The following is a 23,517-nucleotide window of genomic DNA, read 5'->3' on the forward strand; positions in this document are numbered from 1 at the left end:
CCCGTTGTATTAAAGTTCGTTATCTTGCATTGTGCAACAATCTGCGTGAACAAGTTGAGCATAGATCTCATCTGGATCGATTCTACGCAACTCCTCACTCAAGCAATCTTCTAAAGATCTAATTGGCATTGCAATTGGCTGTGTTGCTTGTCCTGGAAGACTTATCATTGCTTGTTCTTCTCCAGAAGGACGAGTCAAAGAAAGCACGCCATCTTGTCTTTTAAGACTTACCTCCGTAATTGCATGCGCACTCGAATCCTCAACAATTTCAACAGGAACATTAAGCGATATTTTTAGCCATTGTGCGAGCAAATGCATCGGAACATAATGCTTTGGACCGCTAACCTTAGCGCTAATAACAGGTAAATGCGGAGGCTGATCAAGCATAGAAGCTAGCATTGCACGCCAAGGAGTAAGACGAGTCCAAGAAAGATCAACATCTTTAGAAGACCAGTTTTTGCGCAAATTTTTCACAGTTTCAAGGGTATTGTCCGCATTTTGAGCATCAGTGATTCTGCTACTTGCCATAGTTCCAAGCAAGTCCTTAGCAGGATTTTCTGGTGCATTTGTAGGCCACCACGCAACAATCGGCGCGTCTGGAACAAGCAGAGGAATAACAAGCGTATCTGGATGTCGAACTAAGCCATTATGAGGATAGAGAATAATGATTTCCCCAGCTCCAGCATCTGCGCCAAAGCGTACTTGCGCGTCTAAGTTTGGCGTTTCTTCGCTTCGTGAATCTGCTATATTGACTTGTGATTCGCGAACAATGGCAATAACTCTACAAGGGTGTTCGCGACTAGCTGCATTTGCTGCTCCCAGTGCGTTTTCAAGATCTTTAAGAGTGGTGTCAATAAGAAGAGTTAGCACGCGTCCAGTTGCAGATTCTCCACGCTCTTCGTGAAGCTCGTCGATTTTTGCAGAGATTTTAGACGTGTTTGTGTTAGGAAGATTAATAATCATGGCAGCCTCCAATGGCGATTATCGCGAGCAAGCATAGCGTCAGCTTCCGCTGGACCCCACGTTCCAGCACGGTATGGCTGAGGCTGTGTACCAAGCGAACTCCAAAAATCTTCAATAGGATCTAAGATTTTCCAACTTAAATCAACTTCTTGTGTAGTTGGGAAAAGCGGTGGCTCGCCAAGTAAAACGTCTAGAATAAGGCGCTCGTAGGCTTCTGGAGAGTTTTCTGTAAAAGATCTTCCATAACTAAAGTCCATAGAAACATCGCGAACTTCCATAGATGTTCCGCCTGGCACTTTTGCGCCAAATCGCATTGTTACGCCTTCATCTGGCTGAACGCGAATCACAATCGCATTACTACCAAGTTCGCGCACAGCAGTGGACTCAAAAGGCAAGTGTGGAGCGCGCTTAAAAATCACGGCAATCTCTGTAACGCGCTTTCCTAAGCGCTTTCCGGTTCGCAAATAGAACGGAACTCCAGCCCAGCGACGAGTGTCTACGTCTAAACGCACGGCAGCGTATGTTTCCGTAGTGCTATCCGGGCTAATTCCTTGCTCTTGCAAATATCCAACGGCTTTATACGATCCTTGCCAACCTTCTGCGTATTGACCTCTCGCAGTATTTGTTGCTAAATCTTTAGGCAAGCGTATAGCAGACAAGACCTTAGTTTTTTCAGCCGTCAAGTCACTAGCACTAAAACTTACTGGCTCTTCCATAGCAGTAAGAGCCATTAGTTGCAGCAGATGATTTTGAATAACATCTCTGGCTGCTCCAATCCCATCATAATATCCAGCTCTGCCGCCTATGCCAATATCTTCTGCCATAGTAATCTGCACGTGGTCAACATAATTAGCGTTCCAAATTGGCTCATACATTGCATTTGCAAAACGAAAAGCCAGCAAATTTTGCACAGTTTCTTTGCCTAAATAGTGGTCTATGCGGAATACAGAATTAGGGTCAAAAACTTCGGAAACTACGCGATCCAACTCTTGTGCGCTTGTTAAATCGTGACCAAAAGGTTTTTCTATTATCACTCGTCTCCACGCGTTTTCGGAGGAATGTGAAAGCCCCGATGCTGCTAACTGCTGTGCCACAACAGGGAAGCTAGAAGGCGGAACCGACATGTAAAACGCGTGATTTCCGCGAGTTCCGAGATCTCTGTCTAATTCGCTTACGGTTTTGCTTAAGCGCTCAAATGCGCTTGCGTCGTCGAATGTTCCGCGAACAAAACGTATGCCTTTAGCAAGGTTAATCCATGTTGATTCACGAAATGGTGTGCGGCAGTGTTGTTGAATATTTTCACGCACAAAGTTTACAAAATGTTCATCTGTCCAGTCGCGTCTTGCGAAGCCCGTTAAACCAAATCCAGGTGGCAAAAGCCCTCGATTCGCCAAATCGTATACGGCTGGCATAAGTTTTTTGCGCGCTAAATCGCCAGTAATTCCGAATATTACTAAACTACATGGTCCTGCAATACGAGCCAAACGCAAGTCTCGTGGATCGCGTAGCGGATTTTTCCAAGCTGTTGTTTCTTCGCTATGCGCAGTCGAGCATATTGCGGTTCTTAATTCAGTCATGTATACCATCGTAATGTTTCGACTTGATTTGCTGCGCAGGACTTACCAAAATTTGCGCAGGACTTACCATGATTCTTACTAGGATTTACCAGTAAATTATCCTCCGCACACGGCTAGTCTTATCATTCGCGCGTATTGTGGACCTCCAATAGGAGTCAAATGTATTCCATCGTCTGTTAAGAATTCGGAGTGTCCTGCGCTTAAACCATACCAGTCTATTATTCCAACGTTTTTGCGTTTCGCTGCAAAAGCGCGCAGTCTTGCGTTTGTTTCGTCTTGCCAAGGCTGTGGAACACGGGTTGTTACAAAATACACTGGTTTGCCACCTGTAACATTTACCATATTTTGCAAAACAGATTCGTCTCTAGGAGGTCCGTTTGTTCCAAGCTCATAGATTACAACGCTTCCAGGGTGTTTCCCAACTAAATCTTGCTGATAATCTTCCGCTCCGTGGAATATTTGTCTGCTCACTTTTCCGTCAATCCAAGCGTTTGGTAATGCTTGCATAAGGTATGGTTTTGCGCCTTCTGTTACGGAATCTCCAACCATTGTTATGTCTGCAGTGCAAACATTGCGTTTTGAGTCTATTTTCCATGGTTTTGTATTTATGTTTTCTGGCACTTTTTCTGCAATCGGGTTGAGAATCCTATGGTCAGATGGTTTTGTTGGAAGCGTTTGTTTTTCTATGTTCTCGCGCTTTCCGCCTGTTTTTTTCTTCGTATTAGCGGAATTTTTTTCTTGTGCAGTTTTGTTTTGTGCAGTTTTGTTTTGAGTATTCGCGTCTTGCGCGTTTAATTCTGGTCTTAATTGTATAGCTCGCGCTTGCGCAATACTATTCCAGTTAACTGGCGCTGCAATTATTGCTAGCCCAACTATTGCACAAATCACTATTACCGTTCTTCTTAAAACAAACGGCAATCTTATATTCTTACTTTTAACGTTTAACGTATCTGAAGATAAATCAGGAGATAAATCAGGGTTTTTCGCGTCGATATTGTCCGAGATAATATCGTCTTTCTGGCTAATACTAAAGGTTATATGCTTATTTGCAAGAGGCATCTCGAATATTCTGTAAAAAACCTCTGCTGCAATAATAACTATTACGCATTGCCCTGCCTGTTCCCAAAGAGTTATCTGTGTGGTTCTTGTAGCAGGGTTTAGTATTTCTAGAATAGGGAAGTGGACTATGTAAATCGCAAAAGATCTTAGACCTATATATTTCAGTGGAGCAATTTCAAGTATTTTAGTGCAAATACTATTTTTCTGTAGGCAGGACCACATTAAAATCGCGCAAACTATTGCGAATATCGTGTATCCGTCGTAAACAATCCAGGTTTTTGAACCGTCTTCTTTCAATAAGCACCATAGAATAAAAATTAACGCAGCCAATCCTATAATCGATTTTTGTAGTGTGCTTAGAGGTTTTTGAAGAGTTTTTGCTATTTTTGCGAATTTACCAGATTCTGATTTATTTTTTAGATCAGTTTTTACTTTATCAGTGTTTTCTGATTCGTTGGTTTGTTGCCACTTTTCCCCAGCAATTTCATTATTAGATTCATCGGATTCGTCATATTCGCCATCTTTATCAGATTCCATCATGTTTACTTGCAATCCTGCTAGTAAATCGTCTGGTATCGAGGCTTCTGAGGATTGGCTTTTATTTTGCGTATTTTGTGTATTTTGCGCTTCTATCTCTGATGAATCCTCTATTTTTTCGATTTGTGTTTTTTTGCTTTTGTTTCCAACAATATATTTACAAGCATCTGCAATAATTTTGATAATGGAACGTTCGCTAAACCATGTGCAATACATTGCTAGTAATGCACCAATTAAGAATTCTCCAGCTCGAGTGTCAATAGAGTAATACACGCGCGCAATGGTTTGGCCATCTCCATAAAAAATCGTAATTGCTAGGTTTGCCAACGAACATGCAATCATAAGAATCGCCGTAACGCACATTCTTACAAATTTAGAGTGCACAATTTTAAGAATCGCCCATAGTATAATCGGCCAAAATACAAAGATTTGCATAATAAGTCCCAAATACCAAAGGTGTTTTATTGGGGATGGTAGTCCTGATTGTTCAAAGTAAGATACTTTTCGTAAAATATACGCCATATTGCTTGTAAAGCTAGCGCCTGTTAGTGCGTCAGATTGTAGTTTTGTTAAAAGACTTGGTGAAAATAGCCACATTAGTGGGGCGCTCAGAGCAATAATCCCTATAGTAGACGGCCAAATTCGTTTTACGCGTTTAAACAAGTATTTTAAGTAGGCGAATATTTTAGACTTTACCGGTATTTTGGTTTGTTCGCTGGTTGCTGGCGACTTTTGCGCATTTGATGTTTCAAACATTTTTAGCAGAGATACAGTGCTGAAGTATCCAGCCATAACAAGAAACATTGTTACTCCCAAGAATCCTCCTGGAAGTACTATTGGACGTAGGTGGAACGCTACAATCGCAATAACAGCAATAGCACGCATGCCATCTATTGCAGCGTTGCGTTTGCTTGTAGTGTTAGCTGCGTTGTTTATCTCTGTCATTTTGCCTGCAACTTGCTAATACGTGGTTTAATTTTGGTTGTGGACATGATGTGGGTATGAATTGTTTTATGACTAACATCGCCCAAAACGTAGTCATATTATCTACGTATTAAGACACTGTAGTTAGTTATAGCGTGTCTTAGTTTTTCCCTAGTTTTTCCTTGATTTTTCTTATGTTTTTTGCAAGTTTTATGAAATTTTTTAATATGGATTTAAATATTTTTCAAGGTAATTATTCGTTTTTATTAAGATTTTTCTCTGTTATTTTTTAGTGCGGTTGCTTTCGACTTTTGTTTGCTAAAATGCCAATGTTATACAACGCGTTTTACGTGCTCTTTGCTGCGCGCTAGAGTTAGACTGAACAGTCTAATTTAGGTGTATAAACGTTAGATTGATAAACAGTGTGTTTTACGCATTAAGGAGTAAACATGGCAGAAACATTCAATGTTGTGGTAGAAATCCCACGCGGATCCAAGAATAAGTATGAAGTTGATCACGAAACTGGTCGCGTTTTCTTGGATCGTACCCTTTTCACAGCTATGGGTTATCCAGATGATTACGGTTACATTGATGGAACTTTGGGCGAAGATGGCGATCCACTCGATGCTCTTGTTATGATTCCAAACTCTGTGTTCCCAGGATGCGTTGTTGAGTGCCGCGCTGTTGGCTTGTATCACATGGTTGACGAAGCTGGCGGAGACGATAAGGTTTTGTGCGTTCCAGCAGATGTTCGTTTCGACGACATCAAGGATATTGATGACGTGAATGAGTATCACAAGGCTGAAATCAAGCACTTCTTCGAGCAGTACAAGGCTTTGGAGCCAGGTAAGGAAGTTCTTCCTGGTGACTTCTGGGCTGGAGTTGAGCAGGCTGAAAAGGAAATTGTCGCAGCTCGCAAGCGTCTTGAAGAAAGCGAAAAGTAGTTTTCGATATTAGTCGCGAATCTTCCGAGCGTTTTAGAAACGCGTTTGCTAGTGTCTAACACATTTTTATGTGTTAGACACTTTTTTTATTCTAAAAAATTTAAGCGATTAGTAGCATTCCTAAACCAGTTGCGTAAACAACCATTCCGCCCATCATCACGGGAATCAAAGCAGTACCAACTTGTGGCAAAAGCATGTCAGTATTGTATTTTGCATCTTTAACCCAAAGATGAGAAAGTCCAGCTAGAACAATCACGGCAAGCAAACCCAATACTGCTACCAGTATGCCAAGTTCTAGAATACGCACGGAGAATGTGAAACGAATAATCGAAGGCAAAAAAAGCCATCCTGGAAGAGCTGCACAAGCGATACTTGCTGTAAGAGAATGTGAAATATTTCTTACCAGATTAGATCTCTCTTCCCTAAGCATTTGACGACCAAAGCTAACAAAAGTTGCAGCAACAAGAATTAGAGCAAAGCTAACAGCCCAACGTTCATATGGGTGAATAGCTGCAATGAACTTATCCATACTAACTTCTGTATTATCTATTACGCTGCTAGGAAGCCAACCTTTTAAAGCTAATGTCGCGCACCACATGGATGCGATTCCGGCAAAAAGCGGAATAGCTTTATCTGCTGTAGAACCTTGTAACGGCCAGAAAGTAACTAGAGCAAGAAGAATAATCACGCAAACGGTTATAACGGCTTTTGTTGTTGCTATTGGCAGAATGGCTGCAATTGCTAAAAGAGCTATAGCAACGAATTGAGTTACAATAATCGTAATGTGATTGTGCATTGCATTATGTGCGATGTTATCGTTGCTCATATTACGCTCCTATCGCGTTTTATAAGATAATTTTAATAAATTGTTTAGCCGTATTAACTTATTTTATATGTAAGCGTACACTTGCATGCTTCGATTCTTATTAAGTATCTTAAGTATGGATTACAATTCTCTTTTAACAGCTTGATTTTGAATTTGTTATTCAATTCTATGCGTTCTGGAGGTATCAATATGACGGATATTACATTGATGACCTCTTGTGCCGCGCCTGCAAAAGTTTTGCCATCTTTGACTCTACTTTCGCATAGAGTGCGAGTGCTCCCAATGGAACCGTCTAGTATGCTTAAGATGCCAGAAAACACTATTCTTCTTGTAGATGCTAGAGAAGATTTGTCTTTGGCGAAATCTTTATGCTCTATTGTTCGTGCTTCTAATTTAACAATGTCTGTTATCTTAATTCTTACAGAAGGCGGATTCACAGTTGTTAATGCATCTTGGGGTGTTAGCGATGTTATGCTGACAACCGCTTCACCAGCCGAAGTAGAAGGTAGACTTAGACTAGCTTCTCAACGAGGTGGGTCGGCTGAATCTACTTCTAAAGAACATGTAGCTGATTCTGGTAGCGTGGAAATTAACAGTAGCGGTCAAATGTGCTCTGGGGATTTAGTCGTAGATACGCAGAGTTACACAGTTAGCTTGCACGGAAAGCCTATTGATTTAGCGTATAAAGAATTTGAGCTTCTTAAATACTTTGTTCAGCATCCTCGGCGAGTATTCACTCGTGCTCACCTACTTCAAGAGGTTTGGGGTTACGATTATTACGGTGGAACTCGTACAGTGGATGTTCACATTCGTAGGTTACGCGCGAAATTAGGCGTTGAATATGAGCACGTTATTGGAACGGTTAGGAATGTTGGATATCGTTTCGATCCTTTAGAGTCTCAGGATGAAGTTGTAGATTCTACAGATTCTGATAATAATGATTCGTCGGCAGCTTCCGACTAGAATTTCTGTAGAGGATTAGTGGTTTATTATATTGGTTAAATTACAAAGCGTGAATAGTAGTCAAGAATCATCTTCCAATTCTAGAAAATCTAAAAAAATTGCTAGGATGAGTGAAGAGTATAGGATTTTATGCGAAGAAATACCGAATCCAAAGTGTGCATTAAATTTTACAAATCCATTTGAACTACTAATAGCCACTGTTCTTAGCGCACAAACCACTGATAGACGTGTAAATATTGTAACGGAACAACTTTTTAGAACTTATCCTACGCCAAAAGATTTAGCGCGCGCACCAATATATAAGGTACAAGAGATCATCCATCAACTTGGATTTTATAGAGTAAAATCGCAGCATATTATAGAGCTTTCGCAAAAACTTATGGACGATTTCAATGGTGTAGTTCCAAATAATATGGATGATCTTACAAAACTTCCAGGTGTAGGAAGAAAAACAGCAAACGTTGTATTGGGCAATGCTTTTGGTATCCCAGGGTTTCCAGTAGATACCCACGTTATGCGTGTGACGTCAAGGCTTAGATGGAGAAGCGATTGGAAAATCGCTAAGTCAGATCCTATAAAAGTTGAGCGTGAAATTACATCTTATTTTCCGCCAGAAGAATGGACTAATTTGTCTCACCGCCTTATTCTTCATGGTAGAAAAATATGTACAGCTAGAAATCCGCATTGTGCTGACTGCCCTCTAAGATTTCTGTGCCCATCTGTTTCGTTGTAGCTATGTTGTAGTTATGTTGTAGTTATGTTGTAGTTATGTTGTAGGTTTTGTCGTGGATTTTGTCGTAGCTGCGTTGTGGTTGTCGTAACGGATTTTTCTAATATCTCATATAATTAACTTTTAGAATATTCTTAGGGTATTTTTAGATTATTTTCTGCATAAATTCTACGTATGATTCAATCGATGATATACACTGTTGGCTATGTCTGAATTTGAAAGATACTCATCTGGATCACATATGAGAAAAGCACGTTATGCAAAAAAAGCTAAAAAAGGCGTGTCCTCGTGGGTTATTTTTATAGTCTTAATTGCCATTATGTCTGTTGTTGCATGGGGTGGATGGCGATTTTTAGATGGAAGATCAATAGTTCCAGAAAGTATTGTTCCAGCATCAGGCTCAGTTTTAAAAATAGGCTTGCGTACAGCCCCAGCATCCTTAGATATTAGGACTGACGACAGTGATTCACTGCAACAAGCTCTTATTGAAAACGTTTATGAAACGCTTATTAAACGAGACGGCAATAATGCTTTAAAACCAGGTCTTGCTCAGTCTTGGAGCGTATCTTCCGACGGTTTGAATTATAAGTTTAGGATTCGTTCAGGCGTGAAGTTTGCAAATGGAGACGTAATGGACTCTGGCTCCGTACTGCAATCACTTCAACAAGGTATTACAAAAAGCTATCCAGGCTATGAAAAGTTGACGAATATTACAAGCGTATCTAACTCAGGACCTGATATTCTAAACATTTCATTAAAAATGCCAGATCCATTACTGCTGCGAAGATTAGCAGGTAGAGCTGGAATTGTATATGACACTCGCGCTTCATTAAACTACGCTTCAGACGCTATGGGAACAGGACCTTTTAAAGTTAACGGTTATAGTAAAGGTTCAGACCTTGTTCTTGTGAGAAACGACAAATATTGGGGTACAGCATCTGGCTGCGCTAGCATAACTCTTAAATACTTTAATGACGATACATCTTTAGCAAATGCCATGCAGAATGGCGATATTCAAATGGCTGTTCCTCTTGATGGCAATGAAAACAAACGTATGGCGTCAATGCCAAATACTCAACTTGTTGAAGGTCAGAGCACTAGAATACGAATGATTGCTTATAACACTGGAATATCGTCTATTTTCTGCGATCAGCACGTTCGTAGGGCAAGCAGTTACGCAATGGATGTAAACACTGTTTTATCGGCTGATCCATTTGGTGGTCAAATTGTGCGCGGACCAATTTCCCCATTGTCGCCAGGATACGAGGATTTAAGTGGCACTTATCCACACGATCCTCAAAAAGCTCGATCTCTATTCTCATATTTCTCTGCTGCCTACCTTGGTAAAATTACATTCCTCGTACCTCTTGGAATGAGCAATATTGGTAATGCGCTTGGTTCTCAGTTAAACGCTACCGGCGGTTTCCGTGTGAATGTCGAAGAAGTAGATGAGAACACTATGAAACAGCGAATTCATGATGGTAAATATGACTTAGCACTCACATGGATGAATCACACTTTGGATTCTGGAGCGTATGCAGATACAAAGTCTACTTATTTGTTCCAAGATCATGAGTCTCAGAAATATTTTGCACAGGCAATGAAATCAACAAATGCAGAAGGATATGAGTCAAATATCAAACAGTATGCTAGAGAGTTGAATAATTACGCTGTTTCTGACTGGATGTATGCGCGAAAGAGCATTGTGGTAGCTAAATCTAATGTTAGCGGATATCCTACAAACATGACTGATCAACTTTTACCATTGCACGATGTAAACGTAAAATAAATCCAGGATTATTTAAGGAATATAAGTGCGTGTGGTTTGGGATTAGTCGCAAGCAACCGTTGATTTGAATAATTTTTGCAAATATTTGTAAAAATATTGACGTTGTCGCGCTGAGTTTCTAATATTCAGTTCATGAGCGAACAGGATAATAACACAGTAAAACACGCACATTTAACGCCTCTTCCTAACAAAGTTGGCGTTGATGGTCTTGAAGACAAGTGGCGTAGCAATTGGGACGAAGCTAAGACTTACGCATTCCATAATTCTCGCGACCGTAAGGCAGTATATTCTATCGATACTCCACCTCCAACAGTTAGTGGTCACTTGCACGTTGGTCACGTATTCTCTTACACGCATACTGATGTGATTGCGCGATATAAGCGTATGCAAGGTTTTGACGTGTTCTACCCAATGGGTTGGGACGATAACGGCTTGCCAACAGAACGCCGCGTGCAGAATTATTACGGTGTGCGAGTGGATACTTCGTTGAAGTATGACCCTGATTTTAAGCCGCCTTTTGAAGGCACTGAAGGCAAGAAGATTGAAGCTAAGGATCAGGTTCCTGTAAGCAGACAGAACTTTATTGAGCTTTGTGAGCGCCTAACTTCTCAAGATGAGAAGCTTTTTGAAGCTTTGTGGCGTAGGCTTGGTCTTTCTGTTGATTGGTCGCAAACTTATCACACTATTGGCGAGCAGCCTCGCCGAGTTGCACAAAAAGCATTCTTGCGCAATCTTGCTCGTGGAGAGGCTTATCAGAAAGACGCTCCAGGCTTGTGGGATGTTACATTCCAGACTGCAGTTGCGCAGGCTGAGCTTGAAGCGCGCGAATATCCTGGCTTCTACCATAAGATTGCGTTCCGCTTTGAAGATGGTACGCCAATTTATATTGAAACTACGCGCCCAGAATTGCTTGCTGCATGCACTTCTTTGATCGCGCATCCAGACGACGAGCGTTACAAGAAGTACTTTGGTCAGGAAGTTTACTCACCGCTGTTTAAGGTGAAGGTCCCGATTTTGGCGCATCCTGCAGCTCAAATGGACAAGGGCGCTGGCATTGCAATGTGCTGCACTTTCGGTGACGTAACTGACGTTGAGTGGTGGCGCGACTTGAGTTTGCCAACTCGACCAATTATTCAGCGTAACGGCCGCATTGTAATGACGACTCCTGATTGGATTACGGACGAGTCTGGCCGTGAAATGTTCGAGAAAATTGCCGGCAAAACCACGTTCTCCGCTCGCAAGGAAGTTGTTGAAGCTTTGCAAGCAGCTGGAGATATGGAAGGCGAACCAAAGCCAACAAAGCGTATGACGAACTTCTACGAAAAGGGCGATAAGCCTTTGGAAATCGTCACTTCTCGCCAATGGTACTTAAAGAACGGCGGCACAGATGAGAAGCTGAATGCTGAGCTTATTGAGCGCGGTAAGGAACTTAACTTCCACCCAGACTTTATGCGCGTGCGCTACGAGAATTGGGTTCACGGCTTGAATGGTGACTGGCTTATTTCTCGCCAGCGCTTCTTCGGCGTGCCATTCCCACTTTGGTACCCAGTAAATGAAAATGGTGAAGTGGATTACGAGCATCCTTTGACGCCTAGCGAAGATCGTTTGCCAATCGACCCAACTATTGACGTTCCAGAAGGCTTCGATGAATCTCAGCGAGACCAGCCAAATGGCTTTACTGCTGAGCAGGATATTATGGACACTTGGGCTACATCTTCCTTAACACCACAAATTGTGACTCGTTGGGAAGAGCCAGGTGAGGAAAATCAAGCTCTGTTTAAGGCTACTTTCCCAATGGATTTGCGTCCACAAGGCCAGGATATTATTCGTACTTGGCTGTTTAGTACGGTTGATCGTGCGCATCTTGAAAACGGATGCTTGCCTTGGAAGCATGCTGCGCTTTCTGGCTGGATTCTTGATCCTGACCATAAGAAGATGTCTAAATCTAAAGGCAACGTGGTTGTGCCAAATAAGCCAATCGAAGAGTTTGGTGCGGATGCTGTGCGCTACTGGGCAACTTCTGCAAAGCTTGGCTTGGATGCAACTTACGACGAAGGCCAGATGAAGATTGGCCGCCGCCTTGCGATTAAGCTTTTAAACGCTACTAAGTTTGCGCTCGCGATTGGCCGAGAAAACGATGAACATCAAGTTCTTGAGTCTGCTAGTGCGGATTGGGATTTTGCAGACGTTACGGAAGTTTTGGATCGCTCTGTTATGGCAAAGCTCGCATCCGTTATTCGTACCGCAACTGATGCGCTTGAATCTTACGAGCATTCCAAGGCTTTGGAAGCAATCGAAACATTCTTCTGGGAGTTCTGTGACGATTACATTGAGCTTGCAAAGAATCGTGCTTATGGTACTGCGGAATCCACTGGACGTACTCCAAGTGAAGCTGCTGTAAAGTCTGCTCGCACAACTCTTGGTCTTGCGCTCGACGCTTTGGCTCGCTTGCTTGCTCCTTACTTGCCTTATGCTACGGAAGAAGTGTGGAGTTGGATGCATGACGGCGAAGGTTCCGTGCATCGCGCTAGCTGGCCATGCGCTAAGGCGTATGAGGCTGCTGCAAACGGTGTTTCTGCAGACACTTTGGCTTACGCGGGTGAAGCTTTGGCTACTTTGCGAAAGATTAAGTCTGAAGCAAAGGTTTCTATGAAGACTCCTATTTTGCAAGTGACTTTGAACGTAGCAGAAAATGCTTATAAGGCTGTTGAGGAGACTTTGGATGACGTTGCTGAAGCTGGACGCGTTACTGGAGAAGTAAAGCTTAACGCTGTTAAGGCTGCGGATGCTGGCGATTCGGCGGCGGATTCTTCGTCTGCAGATGCAGATTCTGATGCAACTAATGTAAACGTTTCTGTTGCTCAAAGCGAACTCGGTGAAGCTCCTGCAAAAAAGAAGTAATCGCCAGTAATCGCAAGTAATCGAAAATGATTAATCGCGAAGTAACTAATCGTAAGCTTCTTCGCGATTAATTGCAAAACAAAAGCGCTGTAAGTTAATCTTTGACTCCAGCGCTTTTTGTGTATTGTAAATACTAAGCATCGCGCGGTAACGCTAGACTGTAAACCATGAATCCAGAAAGCTTAAGTGAATTAATTGAAAAAATCGCGAAAGATTTAGTAGCAAGTGGTAAAGCTGGCAATCTAACAGAAGATTTGATTCCAGCTGCCGAAAAACTCGCAGTTATGAGGCCAAAAGATCGCGCACACGGCGATTGGGCCACGAATGTTGCTATGCAACTCGCTAAAAAAGCTGGTATGAAGCCTCATGATTTAGCCGAACTTTTTGCCGAGCGTTTGCAAGAAGCGCAAGGTATTGCGCGCGTAGAAGTGGCAGGCCCTGGCTTTATTAATATAACGCTTGATTCTGCGTCTGCAGCGGCTGTTGTTGACGAAGTATTAAAGCAGGGCGCGGATTTTGGTAAGAATGAGCACTTGGGCGGAAAAACCCTAAACCTTGAGTTTGTTTCCGCAAACCCAACTGGCCCAATTCATATTGGTGGCACTCGCTGGGCGGCAGTTGGTGATTCTATGGCTCGAGTTTTGGAAGCGAACGGCGCAAAAGTTGTGCGCGAATACTATTTCAACGATCACGGCGAGCAAATTAACCGTTTTGCTAAGTCTTTAGTTGCTGCAGCTCACGGCGAAGAAACGCCTGCAGACGGATACAAAGGCGCGTATATTAACGAAATCGCGGATGCTGTTATAAAAGAAGCGCAAGCAGACGGCGTTGATGTTCTTTCCTTACCTCGAATTGATCTTGGTAAAGACGAGGAAGGTTTGCCGCTTGGCGAGGGCGACTCTGAGCAGCGTGAAGAGTTCCGCAAGCGCGCAGTTCCAATGATGTTTGCGGAAATTCGCAAGTCAATGCGCGATTTTCGCGTTGGTTTCGACGTGTGGTTCCACGAAAACAGCTTGTACGAGGATGGCGAAGTTGAGCGCGCTATTGCAGATTTGCGTGAGCGTGGAGACATTTTTGAAAAAGATGGCGCAACTTGGTTTGAATCTACTAAGCATGGCGACGATAAAGATCGCGTAATTATTAAGTCTGACGGCAATTACGCCTATTTTGCTGCAGATATTGCGTACTATCGCAACAAGCGTCATCGCGAACAGAATCCTGCGGACGTAGCAATCTACATGCTTGGCGCGGATCATCACGGCTATATTGGCAGAATGATGGCAATGTGCGCGGCTTTTGGGGATGAGCCAGGCGAAAACATGCAGATTCTTATTGGTCAGATGGTAAACGTTATGAAAGATGGTAAGCCTGTGCGCATGAGTAAGCGTGCTGGAAACGTTATTACGATTGACGATTTAGTTGATGCAATTGGCGTTGATGCTTCTCGCTACTCGCTTGCGCGCACCGACTACAACACAAGCGTTGATATTGATTTGGATTTGCTTGCTTCTCACAGCAACGATAATCCTGTGTATTACGTGCAATACGCTCACGCACGCAGCTGTAATGTGGCTCGTAACGCTGCGGATGCTGGAATTAGTGCAGATGGGGCCGATTTAAGCTTGCTTAATACTGAGGCAGATGGCGAAGTGTTGGCTGCTTTGGCGCAATGGCCTGCAGCTCTTGCACAAGCTGGCGATTTGCGTGCTCCACACAGAGTTGCGCATTATCTTGAAGATTTGGCAGCAAGCTACCACAAGTGGTACAACCTTGAGCGCGTAGTGCCAATGGAGTTGAGCGACCCAGAAAATCGTTTGCCAGAAGCAGAGCGCGAAGCTCAGCGCATTGCAAAGTGCCCAGAGCCAGCACGCGCTGCAGCTCGCTTAAAGCTTAACGAGGCTGTTCGCACAGTTATTGCATCTGGCCTTGATTTGCTTGGAGTTTCTGCTCCAGACAAGATGTGATTTAGTGCATTTGCTTTTTTATTTAGGACGTTAGTTTTTACGCTAGCGTCCTTTTATTTTTGACTAGTAGACACGCGCGAAATTGCAAATTTTTGTCGATTAAGTACATGCGATTGATTAGTATACCCCCTAATATTATTTTTCGGTTTCAGTTTTGTTATTCAATGCGTTAAATAATATGCTTAAACAATTTTTCACCATATAGGAGGTGTAGCATGAGCGTCACAACACAAAGTGTCAGCACAGACAGTGCCCCGAAAAAAAGGAACTTGACAATTATTGAATCCGCATACGTGGCGGTCATGTTGTTCGGCATGTTCTTTGGCGCTGGAAACCTGATTTTCCCAGTATTCCTTGGTGCTAACGCAGGAAACAATTCTGCGCCTGCAGCAATCGGTTTTATTGTTACTGGCGTTGGTTTGCCATTACTTGGTGTTACAGCTCTTGCAATGAGCCGCGCAAACGGTCTTTTTGAGCTTTCTAGCAAAGCTAGCAAAAAATACGGCATGTTCTTTACATGCGTTCTTTATTTAACAATCGGCCCGTTCTTCGCAATTCCGCGCTGTGCAACAACTTCATACACTGTTGGATTGGAGCGAATTATTCCGCAAGACGGAAACGGACAACTATACTTGTTCTTGTTCTCTGTAGTGTTCTTTGCGCTCGCGTTCTTCTTTGCTATGAAGCCAAGCGGCATACTTACGTGGGTTGGTAAAGTTCTTACGCCAATCTTCCTTGTGTTCCTAGCTGTTTTGGTATTTACTGCACTATTTTCTCCTATAAGCGGTGCTTCTTCGGATGCTGCTCCTATAGGAAATTATGTTAATAAGTCATTCTTTACAGGATTCTTAGATGGCTACAACACAATGGATGCTTTAGCTAGCTTGGCATTTGGAATTGTTGTTGTTAGCACCATTCGTCAGTTTGGTGTAAAAGATCCTAAAGATGTGGCAGTTAATACTGCCCGCTCTGGATTCTTTAGCTGCTTGCTTATGGCGTTGATTTACGTTGCGATTGTTGTTGTTGGTGTGCGTAGCCGCGCGCTGTTCCCACCTGCGGAAAATGGTGGCGTGACTTTGGCGCAAGTTGCACGCTATCATCTTGGAAACGTTGGCTTATTCGTGCTTGCTGCAACTGTAACTCTTGCATGCTTAAAGACGGCAGTTGGCTTAATCGTAAGCTGTTCGGAAACTTTCTCTAAGCTATTCCCTAAAGGTCCTAGCTATCGTGTTTGGTCTGTATTGATTACGCTTGTTTCGTTTGGCCTTGCAAACTTTGGTTTGAGCGCAATCATCGAATATGCGGTTCCAGTATTAATGTTCTTGTATCCGCTGTCAATCGTGCTGATTCTTTTGGCTTTGTGTGGTCGACTTTTTGGAAATTCCAAAGTTGTGTACGCTTGGACACTTGGTTTTACTGGTGTTGCAGCTGTATTTGACTTTTTAAATAGTTTGCCATCCGCTTTGCGCAACGCATTGCATATGAACGATATGTTGTTGGTTGCTCAAAACTGGTTGCCGTTCTCGGAATTTGGAATGGCTTGGGTTTGCCCTGCTGCTGTTGGATTTGTTGTTGGCTATGTTCGTATGGTTTTATGTGACAACAAAGGTATGGAAGAAGTGGCTCGCGTAGCTGCTGGCCCAGATCTTGAAGGCAGCGTTGCTAATAGCGATGATTATTCTTCAAGCGATGCTGATTTTGACGAGTCGGATGCGTTCGCTGTATCTGCTAAGTCTACTGTTGACGAGCCTAATTTTGGCAATCAATCCTAGTGACTAATTCACAACTATTTGTATAGATAGTTGTAATAATAAATAATCGCCATATTAATGCTCATATGAGCTGCGATATGGCGATTTTTGCGAGTTGAGATTTTAGGCTTGCGACTTGCGACTAGAAGTTGCCGCCGTTCCAGCCCCAGTCAGTTGTTGCAGTGTAACGAATGTAAGTGCGGTCTTGTGGTACGCCAAGCTCGCGATTCAAAGCTGCCATAATCTGCTCTGTCAACTTTTCCCAAGCAGATCCTGGCACGCTAGAGCCAAAAACGTTCACTTCAACGTAAGCTGCAGGCTTAGAATTGTCTCCTGCAAAATAAATTGGCATATTGTCTTCAAACGGGCACATAAGCCAATGCTCACTTTTGCCTGGAACTGCGCTAATCGCTTTGCCGTATGCTGCTTTTAAGGCATCGCGCTGAGCAGGTGTAGTGCTTACAGAAACATGAGTGTGAATAACTGGCATAATCGCTCCTTTGCTAAGTTTTATGAATTTTTTAAGTTTATAAACTTGTGCTGCGCAACTTATGTTACGCAATAATAAACCTGCGTTACGCAATAATTATAGTGAATTGTTAGCCTCCGCGTGTTTAATTGAATGTATGAAAAAACTTATTGAACAGGTTGTTAAGTTTGGAATCGTAGGCATTATTGCGCTGATTATTGACGTAGTATTGCTAAACCTGCTTCTTCTTGTGCATCTTAATAACGTTGTTGCTGGAACAATATCTTTTATAATCTCACTTATTTTTAACTATATTGCCAGCATGAAGTACGTGTTTAAGCACCGCGAAGACATGGCTCGTTGGATGGAATTGCTGATTTTTATTATTTCTGCAGTTATTGGTTTGCTTATTAACGATGCGATTATTTGGCTTAGCACGCTTGGAATGGCACAAACTTTGCGTGGTACTGCGATTTACATGCTTCGCACAAACATTGGCAAGCTTATTGCAACAGTTGTTGTAGCTGTGTGGAATTTTGTTATTAGAAAATGGCTTTTAGACGACACAAAGTCGCAAAAACCTGATTATGATGCCGCTAAAGACAATACTTTTGCTCACAAGTTAGGTGAATGGTCGTTAAGTCACACTCCAAAAGGGTGGAAGTAGGTTTGGAAGTAGGTTTAGAAAATATGCCAGCTACGACTATTCATTTTGTGCGCCACGGGGAAGTGGAAAATCCAAATCACGTGCTTTACGAGAGGCTCCCAGGATTTCACTTATCTAATCGCGGCTTAAAAATGGCTTGCGCTACAGCAAAATACATTGCGACTGTTCCACAAATGCGCGGAATTAGTGCGATTTACTCGTCTCCTTTGGAGCGCACGCAAGAAACAGCGCAACAAATCGCAAGCGCTTTGCAAATTGGCCCGATTATTTTAGACAATCGTCTAATCGAAGCAGAAAACAATTTTCGAGGGAAAAGAATCGGCTACGGCGAAGGCGCTTTGTGGAAAAACAACAATTGGAAACTTGTATCTAACTTGTGGAAGCCAAGTTGGGGAGAATCCTACAAGAGTATTGCTGCGCGCGTTGGCGATTTTGCGTGCGAACAAGTGAAAAATCACCCAGGAGAGCAAATCGTAGCTGTAACGCACGAATCGCCAATATGGTCTTACCGTCATTTGCTAGAAACAGGTCACGCTGAGCACAATATGCTTTTGCGTAAAACGGCCTTAGCATCGATTACTTCGATTACGTACGATTGCGCAAATATGAATGTGCTTTCCATCACATATGTGGATCCTGCGGCGCGTGTGCAATAGAACGTGTGGAATAATAAGCAATAGACTTTAAAATATGCATAAAAGATGCGTAGAAACTGTTTTTTACAGCTAATGCGAAGGAGCGTTATTATGGGTGATTCTGTAGAAGAGCTGGATTCAAAGGCTTTGAGTCTGCTTGAGTCTGCTGCAAAGTCGGCCGCGGATTTAACTAAATTGTGGCCTTTAAGCGAAGCTCGCCATTTAGATAATGACGCAAAATATGCTGAAAATCTTGAGGTTAGGGCGATTCGCACTATTGCTCGAATTATTACAGATTTAGACGTTACTGTTCCAGATGCAGAGTTTGTGTATGAAGGTGCAGACGAAATTCCAGGACGCCCTCAAGAGATAGTTGACGCGCTTTTAGCTGCTGCAAACGCTTACGATGATATGGATTTATGCTACGAACCAGACTACAGCGAAGCGCAAGAAGAGCTAGAAAATAACACGAATGATGTTAGCGCTATTTTTAACAAGCTTGAATCAAATCTTTCTAATGATGTTAACGCAATCAACGGTGCTGCGGATTCTTTAAGCGTTGCAGGTAATTGGAGTGTTGATAGCTTGCAAGATGCGTTTAGATGCGCAAAACAAGAGTGTGATTTTTGCGGACTTAATTCTGTAGAATCGCAAAAAATTACAGCAATACTGTCTATTCTTAAAAGTCTTATTGAAAAAACAAGCAACATTTACGAAACTTTGCCTATATTCCTATATATTAACGAAGTGTGTGAGTGCGCGGGAGTTCCGCGAATGATGTTTAAGGATAATCAGTGGCGTGCGATTGTTGATTGCGTAAAAAGTGGCGATGATGGCGAAACTGGCGAAAATAGTATGAGCACGCTACTTGAAATTGCAGCCCCATTGCTTGAGCGCGAATGGTTAAAGCATAAGGAAGACGTACTTTGGGATCCAGAAGAGGCTAAGAAGCTTGCAAAAGAAGAAGACGATAGAAAGTCTCGCGAGGCTCTTGCTGCAAAGTTTGCGCATGTGGAAGGTAATAAGGAATCAACGCAAGCGCTTGACTAGATAGGCACGTCCGTAACGCGCGGCACAATGGAACCTATGACTGATACAGAGGAAACTCAAGAAGTTGCTAATAATGCAACAAAATCCACAAAGCCTGAACTTCCAAAGAATGTTCGTGTGCGTTTTTGCCCTTCGCCAACCGGCACGCCTCACGTTGGCATGGTTCGTACAGCGCTGTTTAACTGGGCGGAAGCTCGCCACACGCATGGTAAATTGCTTTTCCGCATTGAAGATACAGATAATGAGCGAGATAGCGAGGAAAGCTACCAGCAGATTATTGAGGCTCTTCGTTGGCTCAATATTGATTGGGACGAAGGCATTGATGTTGGCGGAGAAAATGGCCCTTACCGCCAGTCTCAGCGTATGGAAATTTATAAGGATGTAGCGAAAAAGCTTTTTGATGCAGGATACGCTTACGAGTCCTTCTCTACTCCAGAAGAGATTAAAGAGCGCAATATTGCTGCAGGGCGCCCAGCTGAGTTTGGTTACGATGGTTATGATCGCAACCTTACTGAGGAGCAGAAGCAAGCTTTCCGCGAGGAGGGTCGCAAGCCTGCACTTCGCTTGAAGATGCCAAATGAAGACATTACTTTTAACGATTTAATTCGTGGCGAAATCACCTTTAAAGCTGGATCTGTTCCAGATTATGTGATTGTGCGCCCGAATGGTGATCCACTTTACACGCTTACGAACCCTGTTGACGATGCGTTAATGGATGTGAACGTTGTTTTGCGCGGTGAGGATATTCTCAGCTCCACACCTCGTCAGATTGTGCTTTACCGTTATCTTATGGAAATGGGTATTGCGAAGGAAACTCCCCTTTACGGCCACATGCCTTACGTTATGGGCGAAGGCAAGAAGAAGCTCTCTAAGAGAGACCCTGAGTCCAACTTGTTCTTGCATAGGGATAATGGCTTTATTCCAGAAGGCTTGCTGAACTATTTGGCTTTGCTTGGCTGGTCGATCGCTCCTGATCGCGACGTGTTCACTATGGACGAGATGATTGAAAAGTTTGATGTGCGAGACGTTAAGGCAAACCCTGCACACTTCGACTTAGACAAAGCAATTTCCATTAACGCTGAGCATATTCGCATGCTTGAGCCTCAAGATTTTTTGAACCGTTCTGTGCCTTACTTGCATAAGGATGGCGTAGTTAGCGCGGATTCTTGGGATGCGTTAACTGACCGTGAGCGTGAAGTGCTCACCGCTGCTGCTCCTCTTGTTCAGCCTCGCGTGCGTTTGCTTGGTGAAGTTGCTGGCATGGTTTCTAGCTTGTTAAGCGAAGATGGCTATATTGAGCCAGATGACGATGCGCGTAAGCAGCTTAAGGAATCTGCTGGTGATGTGCTAGATGCTGCGCTCGCTGCTTTGCAAAGTGTTGATGCTTCTGATTGGCATACGGATTCTTTGCACGAGCTTTTGAACAAGAAGCTTGTTGAAGAAGCTGGATACAAGCCGCGATTGGCATTTGGCCCTGTGCGAGTGGCTCTTTCTGGTCGCAGAGTTTCGCCTCCGCTTTTTGAGTCCATGGAAATCGTCGGTAAAGACGTGACTTTGGCTCGTTTGACTGGATTGCGTGAGCATTTGTAAATCGCAAATAGCTTTTAAATCTTAAGTAGATTTTGTATAAAGCGGGAATGTAGTGGAATTCTGCATTTCCGCTTTTTGTGTTTTTAGGAGTTTTAGCGTATTTTCGACACGCCGCGGTTGCGTATTGAGCTGTTATGTTGTAAAGTCGACATTTGTTGCGTCTAGAGGCGTAGCAGATAAATGAAGCCCCCGTCGTCTAGCGGCCTAGGACTACGCCCTCTCACGGCGCCAACACCGGTTCAAATCCGGTCGGGGGTACAAAGACGGAACGGTTCCAAGAGCCGCGAAGCCTGCCAATTGGGGTATGGTGTAATTGGCAACACAGGTGATTCTGGTTCATCCATTCTTGGTTCGAGTCCAGGTACCCCAGCGAATAACCCTCGTATTTTACGAGGGCTTTTTTGTATTTCAAAGATAAAAGATATAGCTTACATTGCTCGTACTTTTCTTGTTTGTTATATTTGTATCGCTTGTGAGGCATTTGTAACGTTTTTTTGCTGATTTTCGTTACATTTGTATCATTGATGAGATGTTTGTAACGTTTTTTGCGGTAAAAACGTTACAAACGCATCATGTGAGCTACAAATATAACGCAAGCTATTGCTTCTGCTCTAATAGACTCAGCGAATCGAGGTGATCTCGCGCATTATGCAGCTCGGAGTTGTCGATTCGCGCAATATACACAAAGCATGACACAATAGTATGTAGTGTGTTTTTTGAAGGGAGCAGGTTCCGTGGGAAGTCGACAAACCTTGCAGCGTTGGATGATTACAGTAGGTGGTGTCGAGCAGGCGCGCGTTGGAGCGGGTCAGTCTGTGGAGATCGGCAGAAAGCCTATACGACCTTTGCGCGAAGACGGTTTTATGCGTGTAGACATTGTAGACAATAAGCGCTCAATGTCTAAAAGGCATGCGCTTCTTATAGTAGACACAAGTGGCGTGGCGACTATTCGAGATTTGCATTCTACAAACGGAACTTATCTTGTAAACGAAAGCGGCGATTTGCTGCGATTAGATCCAGATGTTGATTTTCATATGCCAGATAGCATTGTTCGCATGCAATTTGGAGATGTGCCAATTGACTTTGTGCGTATAGAAGAGCCAGTTCCTTTGGCTGAAAATAGTGCGGAGCCTGTTCGTGACTTGTTCTCTTATGCTGCTGACGGTTCCATTAAAGAGCCAGATGCTTCGGATTTGTCGGTCGATGATATTCTTGATATTCGTGCTGGAGAGCCAACAGGCGTTTTCCGTGCACAATCTGTTTCACACCCTAATTTAGTGTGGGATAATCAGTCCAAATTAAATGCCGCCGGTAAAGCTGATGATGTTTATAGTGCAAGCAAGGCTGATATTTCAGTAAATCCTGTAAAACAAAGCGATCCCGTGATTGCTAATCAGGTTGTTCTTCCTGTTGTGCGTGAAGATTTTGAGTCTGCTGCAGAACCTCGTAATCTTTTTGATGATGCAGCACAAGCTAATGCATCACAAGCTAGTAGTGACAAAACTAATAGTGATGAAACTGTGAATCCAGATAATATTGTGGATAACAGTGCTGTTGCAGGTAACGCTGCTATTTCTGACAACAGTGTTGTTGCAAATGATTCTTTTGATTCTCACGATGTTCAAGACGATTCTAATATTCAGTACTCACAAAATGTAGATGTTGAAAACGAGGATCATACAACGCAAGATCAGAATACTGAACAAGAGGAGATAGCAGAAATTCAAATCAATTATCAAGATGAGGATGAATTACAAGATGGTGCAGAAGATGAGTCGCAAGCAACCGACGATTCATTGCAAGATGAACCTCAAATTCAACTAAATCATGAACAATTCATTCGATCCAATTCAGTCAATATTCAAGAAGATTCGCAATACACTCCAGCTTTTGAACCAGGGTCTGTGTTCGAAAAAGTGTCAAATGGAGAATTCAACGCGCATAAAGAAATTGTACAAGCAGGTGGATTCACTTCGGAAGAAGCTCAGAAAACCACTGATTTCTCTAAGCAGTTTGAGATAGCAAAATATCAAGAATTACTTCCATTTTTAGCCATGAATACAGGTCTTTATGACGATTTATACGCTTGGCTTTCGGCTCAAGGCAATGCAGATGTAGATGAAGCTTTAGCGCAAAATAGCGGGTATAACGCTTACCGCAACGCAGTAGGTTTATAAA

At 43.0% G+C, this 23,517-nt stretch carries 17 protein-coding genes and 2 tRNA genes; 14 read left to right on the top strand and 5 right to left on the bottom strand.

All coding sequences use genetic code 11. The features are described 5' to 3' along the window. Nucleotides 1-9: 9 nt before the first annotated feature. The 3 genes from HXT55_RS01335 to HXT55_RS01345 form a co-directional block, all read right to left on the bottom strand. Nucleotides 10-963, bottom strand: a complete 954-nt coding sequence (locus tag HXT55_RS01335) for a glucose-6-phosphate dehydrogenase assembly protein OpcA (protein ID WP_004116131.1) — start codon at nt 961-963, stop codon at nt 10-12. Beyond that, on the bottom strand, nt 960-2,540 hold the full coding sequence (zwf, locus tag HXT55_RS01340; protein WP_004116127.1) for a glucose-6-phosphate dehydrogenase: 1,581 nt from the start codon (nt 2,538-2,540) through the stop codon (nt 960-962). Before zwf ends, HXT55_RS01335 begins: the two co-directional genes overlap by 4 nt. Before the next feature lie 96 nt (nt 2,541-2,636). Continuing rightward, nucleotides 2,637-5,081 (bottom strand): acyltransferase family protein, encoded by a 2,445-nt coding sequence (locus tag HXT55_RS01345; protein ID WP_421792278.1) that lies wholly within the window; start codon nt 5,079-5,081, stop codon nt 2,637-2,639. 428 nt (nt 5,082-5,509) lie between these two features. Here HXT55_RS01345 and HXT55_RS01350 point away from each other — a divergent pair, with 428 nt between their 5' ends. Further along, nucleotides 5,510-6,004: an inorganic diphosphatase gene (locus tag HXT55_RS01350; RefSeq protein WP_004105658.1), complete on the top strand. Its 495-nt coding sequence runs from the start codon at nt 5,510-5,512 to the stop codon at nt 6,002-6,004. A gap of 100 nt (nt 6,005-6,104) precedes the next feature. Here HXT55_RS01350 and HXT55_RS01355 read toward each other — a convergent pair whose 3' ends face one another. After that, the gene (locus HXT55_RS01355) at nt 6,105-6,830 is read right to left on the bottom strand and encodes a hypothetical protein (protein WP_004114286.1); all 726 of its coding nucleotides are present in this window, start codon (nt 6,828-6,830) and stop codon (nt 6,105-6,107) included. A gap of 189 nt (nt 6,831-7,019) precedes the next feature. Between HXT55_RS01355 and HXT55_RS01360 the strand changes: the two genes are divergently transcribed. The 6 genes from HXT55_RS01360 (at nt 7,020) to brnQ (ending at nt 16,949) form a co-directional block, all read left to right on the top strand. Continuing rightward, nucleotides 7,020-7,793, top strand: a complete 774-nt coding sequence (locus HXT55_RS01360; protein WP_004114288.1) for a response regulator transcription factor — start codon at nt 7,020-7,022, stop codon at nt 7,791-7,793. A 31-nt stretch (nt 7,794-7,824) separates the two neighbouring features. Continuing rightward, nucleotides 7,825-8,526, top strand: coding sequence for an endonuclease III (gene nth / locus HXT55_RS01365; protein WP_004116115.1), 702 nt, complete (start codon nt 7,825-7,827; stop codon nt 8,524-8,526). Between the two features lie 238 nt (nt 8,527-8,764). Further along, entirely contained in the window at nt 8,765-10,312 is a 1,548-nt protein-coding gene (locus HXT55_RS01370) for an ABC transporter substrate-binding protein (RefSeq protein WP_064623034.1), read from the top strand. Between the two features lie 132 nt (nt 10,313-10,444). Then, on the top strand, nt 10,445-13,213 hold the full coding sequence (gene valS / locus HXT55_RS01375; protein WP_004138758.1) for a valine--tRNA ligase: 2,769 nt from the start codon (nt 10,445-10,447) through the stop codon (nt 13,211-13,213). A gap of 167 nt (nt 13,214-13,380) precedes the next feature. After that, nucleotides 13,381-15,177 (top strand): arginine--tRNA ligase, encoded by a 1,797-nt coding sequence (gene argS / locus HXT55_RS01380; protein WP_004138659.1) that lies wholly within the window; start codon nt 13,381-13,383, stop codon nt 15,175-15,177. 215 nt (nt 15,178-15,392) lie between these two features. Next, on the top strand, nt 15,393-16,949 hold the full coding sequence (gene brnQ, locus HXT55_RS01385; RefSeq protein WP_013399771.1) for a branched-chain amino acid transport system II carrier protein: 1,557 nt from the start codon (nt 15,393-15,395) through the stop codon (nt 16,947-16,949). A gap of 121 nt (nt 16,950-17,070) precedes the next feature. On the opposite strand, the gene HXT55_RS01390 is transcribed toward brnQ, so the two are convergent. Next, a complete protein-coding gene (locus HXT55_RS01390) occupies nt 17,071-17,418 on the bottom strand; it encodes a phenylpyruvate tautomerase MIF-related protein (protein WP_004114298.1) in 348 nt (115 codons plus the stop codon). Between the two features lie 136 nt (nt 17,419-17,554). Between HXT55_RS01390 and HXT55_RS01395 the strand changes: the two genes are divergently transcribed. The 7 genes from HXT55_RS01395 (at nt 17,555) to HXT55_RS01425 (ending at nt 23,516) form a co-directional block, all read left to right on the top strand. Beyond that, nucleotides 17,555-18,064: a GtrA family protein gene (locus HXT55_RS01395; RefSeq protein WP_004114300.1), complete on the top strand. Its 510-nt coding sequence runs from the start codon at nt 17,555-17,557 to the stop codon at nt 18,062-18,064. A gap of 23 nt (nt 18,065-18,087) precedes the next feature. Beyond that, on the top strand, nt 18,088-18,720 hold the full coding sequence (locus tag HXT55_RS01400; RefSeq protein WP_009994640.1) for a histidine phosphatase family protein: 633 nt from the start codon (nt 18,088-18,090) through the stop codon (nt 18,718-18,720). A gap of 90 nt (nt 18,721-18,810) precedes the next feature. Next, on the top strand, nt 18,811-19,749 hold the full coding sequence (locus HXT55_RS01405) for a hypothetical protein (RefSeq protein ID WP_064623032.1): 939 nt from the start codon (nt 18,811-18,813) through the stop codon (nt 19,747-19,749). Nucleotides 19,750-19,776: 27 nt separating this feature from the next. Beyond that, nucleotides 19,777-21,339 carry a glutamate--tRNA ligase gene (gltX, locus tag HXT55_RS01410; protein ID WP_421792281.1) on the top strand — a complete coding sequence of 521 codons (1,563 nt, stop codon included), beginning with the start codon at nt 19,777-19,779 and terminating at the stop codon, nt 21,337-21,339. Nucleotides 21,340-21,524: 185 nt separating this feature from the next. After that, nucleotides 21,525-21,597, top strand: a tRNA-Glu gene (locus tag HXT55_RS01415). A 40-nt stretch (nt 21,598-21,637) separates the two neighbouring features. After that, nucleotides 21,638-21,709: transfer RNA gene (locus HXT55_RS01420), tRNA-Gln, on the top strand. A 364-nt stretch (nt 21,710-22,073) separates the two neighbouring features. Further along, nucleotides 22,074-23,516: an FHA domain-containing protein gene (locus HXT55_RS01425; protein ID WP_116437945.1), complete on the top strand. Its 1,443-nt coding sequence runs from the start codon at nt 22,074-22,076 to the stop codon at nt 23,514-23,516. Nucleotide 23,517: the final 1 nt, after the last annotated feature.

This window comes from Gardnerella sp. KA00718, assembly GCF_049244285.1.
GTDB classification, from domain to species: domain Bacteria; phylum Actinomycetota; class Actinomycetes; order Actinomycetales; family Bifidobacteriaceae; genus Bifidobacterium; species Bifidobacterium vaginale.